General features: G+C 35.8%; 6 protein-coding genes. 4 read left to right on the forward strand and 2 right to left on the reverse strand.

Going from position 1 to position 6,490, the window contains the following annotated elements:
• A partial coding sequence (locus ACY65O_RS04245) for a GxxExxY protein (RefSeq protein ID WP_462219609.1) occupies positions 1-117 on the reverse strand: 117 nt, incomplete at its 3' end.
• 121 nt (positions 118-238) lie between these two features.
• Positions 239-2,752 (reverse strand): M14 family metallopeptidase, encoded by a 2,514-nt coding sequence (locus tag ACY65O_RS04250; protein WP_462219604.1) that lies wholly within the window; start codon positions 2,750-2,752, stop codon positions 239-241.
• 46 nt (positions 2,753-2,798) lie between these two features.
• Here ACY65O_RS04250 and ggt point away from each other — a divergent pair, with 46 nt between their 5' ends.
• The 4 genes from ggt to ACY65O_RS04270 all read left to right on the forward strand — a co-directional run bounded on the left by ggt (position 2,799) and on the right by ACY65O_RS04270 (position 6,234).
• The gene (ggt, locus tag ACY65O_RS04255) at positions 2,799-4,502 is read left to right on the forward strand and encodes a gamma-glutamyltransferase (RefSeq protein WP_462219605.1); all 1,704 of its coding nucleotides are present in this window, start codon (positions 2,799-2,801) and stop codon (positions 4,500-4,502) included.
• Positions 4,503-4,556: 54 nt separating this feature from the next.
• Positions 4,557-4,970 (forward strand): hypothetical protein, encoded by a 414-nt coding sequence (locus tag ACY65O_RS04260; RefSeq protein ID WP_462219606.1) that lies wholly within the window; start codon positions 4,557-4,559, stop codon positions 4,968-4,970.
• 5 nt (positions 4,971-4,975) lie between these two features.
• Complete coding sequence (locus ACY65O_RS04265; protein WP_462219607.1) at positions 4,976-5,506, forward strand: DUF1572 family protein; 531 nt, start codon at positions 4,976-4,978, stop codon at positions 5,504-5,506.
• Positions 5,507-5,610: 104 nt separating this feature from the next.
• Positions 5,611-6,234, forward strand: coding sequence for an outer membrane beta-barrel protein (locus tag ACY65O_RS04270; RefSeq protein WP_462219608.1), 624 nt, complete (start codon positions 5,611-5,613; stop codon positions 6,232-6,234).
• Positions 6,235-6,490: the final 256 nt, after the last annotated feature.

A 6,490-nucleotide genomic window follows, 5' to 3' on the forward strand; every position in this document is an offset into this window, starting at 1 on the left:
ATAAACAATTTCTAAAAACCCCGGACCAAGCACTTTATGTACTTCAATTGCAAGACCAATTATTTTATCTGTTTCATCTCGTAAAGGATATTCATTTTGTTCAGGTAAATCTATCATAAATTTATTTTTGGTGATTAGATAAACTGTAACAAAAATAAAACTGTATTTTCTGTGCTTCCGTGCCTCTGTGGCAATTTGTTTATTGCGAAGCAATAAATTAAATAGACATTCCTATACTCTACTGCCCCACCAAAAATACCGCATTCGCAAACATCAACTTCCCGTTCTCCCAAAAACTCCTGAAGATTGGATCATCAGCAAAGTAAACAATGCTTCCTCTGCCTAAATCTTGCACACCTATTACAGTACCGTCTTTAATTTTTTCCTTTAAACGGTTTCCTACAAACCCTGCTACCTGGTTATCTTTTTTTATCACTCCCACATTCCAGCCATCTTTCATAAACTCATACAGATCGCCATTTTGCTTTAATGTAAAATAATTGGCGGTATAACCAAATGCTAAAGGATGAGAATCATCCAGCAGCAATTTATAAATTGAACCGGGAATAAAATCTGCAATACTTTCTCTTTCCCTGTTTTCAAAACGTTTCAGATCGTTATATAAATTCTTATCGTCTTTTTTATCGTCCTTCTTATCATCATCATCACTTTTCTTTAATTTAATGCCCCAATCTGCTTTTGCAATTTGTGCAGCAGCATTTTCAATAGCAATTATTTTTCCGCCCTGTTGCACCCATTGTTTAATTTCAGCAGTGGCGTCTTTATCATTAAAAAATTTATAATTGCCGTCAGGTAAAATTAAAACATCAATATTTTTTAAAGCAGCGCCATCTATTTCATCCGCATTAATTAAGGTTACTGGATAGTCTAACTGCTGCTCAAACAAATGCCACACTTCTCCTGCTGCACCGGAGCTAACACCTTTACCTGTGAGCATAGCAACGTTGGGCTTCTTTATAAAATGTACTTTCTCGCTGCCAAAATCAAAACCAGTTTCCATAAAACCACCTGCAACAGAAGTTACTGAAGCATTGTACTTATTTACCGCATTTATAAATGCATCCATCTTTTCTTCGTTACCTTTTTTCAAAACAATTAAAGTGCCTTTTTTATACGCCGCACCATTATAAGTAAAATCTTTTTCAGCAAACCTTGTTTTAATTTTTGCATTTACGATGGTTGCCAAAAACTTTGCATCGTTAAATGAATTATAGTTAATAAGATAACCGTAAGCATTTGCAGAAATATTGTTTTCAGTTTTTGCTGTTGCAAAATTTCCAGCATTTATTTTTTCTTTTACCGCATAAGCCTGTACACCATATACATAAGGTAAACTCCATGCTGTAATATCGTAAGTAACAGAATCACTTAATTTTGATTTAGGTTCAAACAATACTTTTATCAATGCAGACTTTGGTTGGTAGGCACTTATCGCTAAACTATTATTTGCAGCAAAAGTTTCTTCTTTGCCTGTAAAATAATTATACCCTTTTATTGCGGCACCATATACTGCACCATATTTTATACCGTTATTATCAAAGAAATTTTGTAAGATTCTTAATTTGCCTGCATTATTATCTGTTACAATATAAGTTTTATATTCTCCAATGCCATTATTTTTTGCGTCATCAAAAAACTTTTTAAACTCACTTATCAAGCGGCTATTGTTTACAGATGCCATTTCAATTGTACTCATGCTGGTGGTAAAATGATGAGCAATCCTGTCTTTTAAAGTAAGCGTATCACCATCTGCTTTTAAAGCTGCTGCACCGCCACGGGGTCCACCTGCCTGTTCGTAAGTCATGCCAATAGCTCCATTGTAAATGGGATACGTATCTCCGTAAGCCGGGTAAAATAAATCGAAAACTTCTTTAGTAAAAAACAACCAGCCATTAGCATCAAAATATTTTGCATTATTTTTTCCAATAGTTGTTTGAAAATCTCTCTGCCATTTGGTTATCACTTCATGAAAAGGTTCTGCCGCAGGCGCAAAATAATAAGGGTTGTTAATGCCCTGCTCATGATAATCGCAATGTATCTGCGGCATCCATTCGTTATATTTTTTTAAGCGGCCCTGTGTTTCAATTTGTGTTTGCCATGCCCAGTCACGGTTTAAATCAAAATTATAATGATTGGTCCTGCCACCGGGCCATGGTTCGCTGTGTTCTCTTGCATCTAAATTAGCCTCTACATTCTTTCCCACTACTTGTGTAAACCAGTTTACATAGCGGTCACGGCCGTCGGGGTTTAAGCAGGGATCAATAATTAACACTGTATTTTTCAACCACTCTTTTGTTTGTATATTGTTTGCGTTTAATAATTCAAATAAAGTTTTCATGGCCACTTCGGAAGAACTGGTTTCATTGCCGTGTACATTATAACTAAGCCAAACAATGGATGGGACATTTAGATCACCAGCTTTATCATTCAACATTCCAGCAAGGCGCAAATTATTTTTTTGTATCTCTTCTAATTTTATAAAATTTTCTTCAGAGGCTACAAAAGCCAGCAGCAGCGGACGACCTTCGTTAGTGGTGCCGTATTGCTCCAGCTTCATCATTTTAGGCATGGCTGCGGCAGCCTGCTGAAAATAATTTACAATTTTGTAATGCGGTGTATATTTACTGCCCAGTGAATACCCTAAAAAATCATCGGGGCTTTTCAGGGATTGCGAAAAAGAAGTGTAACTTGAAATTAGGAAAGTAAAAAAAATAAAAAAGATTTTCTTCATAAAATGTAAACTTTTGCCTGGCTTAGTTGAAAAATAATTATTAAGTATGAAACAAAAAACAACAGCGTTATTAATAGTACTCTATTTTTTAGTGCTGCAATGTACGGCACAAATTAATCCTTATAATTACCACTCACAAAAAAAAGTAGTTTGTACAAATGGTGCAGTGGTTTCTGCCCATCCATTAGCAAGTAAAGTGGGTGTGCAAATTTTAAAGCAGGGCGGCAATGCATTTGATGCAGCCATTGCCACACAATTAGCATTAGCCGTAGTTTATCCAGGTGCAGGCAATATTGGTGGTGGCGGTTTTTTGGTGGCACATTTAAAAAATAGAAAAAATATTGCTATTGATTACAGGGAAAAAGCACCTGCCAAAGCATCAAGAGATATGTATTTGGATAGTGCCGGTAATCCACAAATGCATTTATCGCAGGATGGACATTTGGCTGCAGGTGTGCCAGGCACCATTGCAGGCTTATTTGCAACACATAAATATGCAAGCTTGCCATTTGCAAAATTAATTCAGCCTGCAATTGACCTGGCCGAAAACGGATTTGCTATCACTGCCGCTGAAGCTGCATCATTAAATTATACAAAAGAAGAATTTAAAAAACTAAATACCTCACCTGTTGCTTTTGTAAAAAATGAGCCCTGGAAAACCGGTGATACATTAATACAAAAAGATTTAGCCAATACTTTAAAAAGAATAAGGGATAACGGGCAAAAGGGATTTTACAGTGGCGAAACTGCAAAACTAATTGTTGCCGAAATGAATAAGGCCAATGGCATTATCAGTTACGATGACCTGGAAAATTACCGGACAAAAGAAAGAATACCAGATGTATTTAATTACAAGGGCAACATTATTGTTACAATGCCATTGCCCAGCAGTGGTGGCATAATTTTGCAACAGATGATGAAGATGATTGCAAAAAGAAATATTGGTAAAATGAAATTTCAAACTGCTGCCAGTGTGCAATTAATGACAGAAGTGGAACGCAGGGCTTATGCAGACCGTGCCGAATTTTTAGGCGATCCTGATTTTGTAAAAGTGCCTGTAAAAAAATTAACCAGCGATGCTTATTTATCAGAAAGAATGAAAGGTTATGCCGCTGATAAAGCAGGGAATAGTACAATAACCAAACCAGGATTAATTGGTGAAAGTGAAGAAACTACTCATTTGAGTATTGCTGATAATAAAGGGAATGTTGTATCGGTTACTACCACATTAAATGGTGGTTATGGCAGCCGCACTGTTGTAGGCGGTGCAGGTTTTATTTTAAATAACGAGATGGATGATTTTAGTGTAAAGCCCGGCGTACCCAATATGTATGGCGCAGTGGGCAATGAAAAAAATGCAATTGCTCCCGGCAAAAGAATGCTGAGCAGTATGACACCAACTATTGTATTGAGAAATAATAAACCCTATTTAGTGGTTGGCACACCCGGCGGCACAACCATTCCTACAAGTGTATATCAAACGCTGGTAAATATTTTAGAGTTTGGCATGAGTGCCGAGGATGCGGTTAACAAACCAAAGTTTCATCACCAATGGTTACCCGACCAGTTGTATGTAGAAAAAGATTTTGACGAAACCGTTAAAAAACAACTGGAAGCAATGGGATACAAAGTAATTACAAGAGGACAGATTGGAAGAACGGAAGTAATACAAATTAAAGGCAAACAAATTATTGCTGTGGGTGATAAGAGGGGTGATGATGCGGCAGAGGGATATGCCCCTATCCCCTGAAGGGGGAAATGGAGAAGATTGAAGTGAAAATTATTTTATTAAATACATTTTAAAATGAGTGAAGATTTAATTTCCAATAATTTTGTTGACAATGTAAACAGAGTAGTAATTAAAAAGACATTTAATTTTTCAAAAGCTGTTTTAACTTTGACTATTGTTTATTCAATATTAGAATTAACAAATTGGTACATAGCAATAAGCGATACAATTGGTAAAATAATCTCATCTTACTCAGTTTTTTTTAATTACAGAATTATTCCAGTAATAGCAGTTATTCTATTAAGTATGGGAATTATTAGTTGGGGCTATTGTGTAAAAGCTAATAAACTAATTGAGCTTTCTTTTCAAAAAAATGATGCCGATTTATTCAACAAGGGTTATGAATTATTTTACAAGTCTGCAAGGTTAATATTTGCATCATTTTCGCTTGCAATTGTTAGCGTATTAATCAGACTTTTATTAAACTAAATAAAATGACAATAGAAAAATCCTTCCTCCAATCCACCATTAAACGCCTTTCCTATTACAAAGAATTGGGCGATAAAACATTTGCACAATTAACCGATGCCGATTTTCATTACCAACCCAATGAAGCCAGTAACAGCATTGCCATCATCATTCAGCATACTGCCGGCAACATGCTCAGCCGCTGGACGGATTTTTTAACCAGCGATGGCGAAAAAGAATGGCGTAACCGTGATACCGAATTTGAAGATCAACATTTATCCAAAAAACAGTTAATTGATCTTTGGGAAAAAGGATGGCAATGTTTAGTGGATGCGTTAAACACATTATCCGACGCTGATCTTTTAAAAACTATCCATATCCGCAGCGAAGGTTTGCTGGTGATAGATGCTATTAACAGGCAAATGGCGCATTATCCATATCATGTGGGGCAAATAATTTATGTTGCTAAAATAATAACCAGTAACAACTGGCAAAATCTTTCTATTGCTAAAGGAAATTCCTCTCAATTCAACAATCAGATGAATACAAAAAAATGAAAGTTTAAATTCATTTTAAAACCGCTGCTGACTGTTGAAGAATTAGCTGGTAAAATATTTAGCTCTGTTATTAAAACTGTACATTTGCCGCAATTATTTACGTTATGAAAAAATGTATTGCCTTACTCTGTGCTTTAATACTGATAAAAACTATTGCTGCACAGGTAAAAGTAGCTGTAAAAGGCGGCTGGAATTATTCAACAGCAAGGGCTGTTTACAGTGGTGTAAAACAACCCAACGAGTTTACCTTCGGTTACGGAATTGGCATGCTGGCAAAAGTTCCTTTTGATGGCGTATTGCATTTCTCACCATCGGTAATGATAAACAAAAGGGGTTTTATTATTAAACCTTTAACCGGCACCAATAAAATCGAACAATATTCCATAACTTATCTTGATTTAATCCCTTCTTTAAGTGTAGATTTTCCTAATAAAGATAAGTCTTTAGCCATAAGCCTGGGGCCGGTGTTTGGTTTTACCAATTTTGGAAAAATTAAAGCAACCACTACCAGCAATGTAACCACCACCGAAAAATTAAAATTTGGTTTTGGAGAGTTGGGCTGGTTCGATTTAGGCCTTAATGCAAGCGTGGGTTACCACATGAAAAAAGTTTTTGTAGAAGTGGGTTATATGCACGGGTTGGCCAGCATTAATAATAATGAAGAAACTGACCAGCGCAACATCCGCAACCGTATGCTGAGCCTGAATATTGGGTATTATTTCAAATAACTTTTTTGTGCAGCAAGTGTTGTTTTAAGCTTATAAAATAAAGGCTGAAAAATAATTTTACTGAAATAATACACAGACCTCGCCTTATCTAAATAAATTGTAAAGTTTGGTATTGAATTTGCCTTTAACAGGCGAAACATTAATTTTACAGTAATTACATATTTCCCTGAGCAAAAGCCTTAACATATTAAAATGGATTACGCTTACCCTTCTTTTTTGGTTGGTGCTTGGCGCTATGGTGGTTTTTTTATACACC

The sequence above is a fragment of the Ferruginibacter sp. genome, assembly GCF_031430955.1.
GTDB lineage: Bacteria > Bacteroidota > Bacteroidia > Chitinophagales > Chitinophagaceae > Ferruginibacter.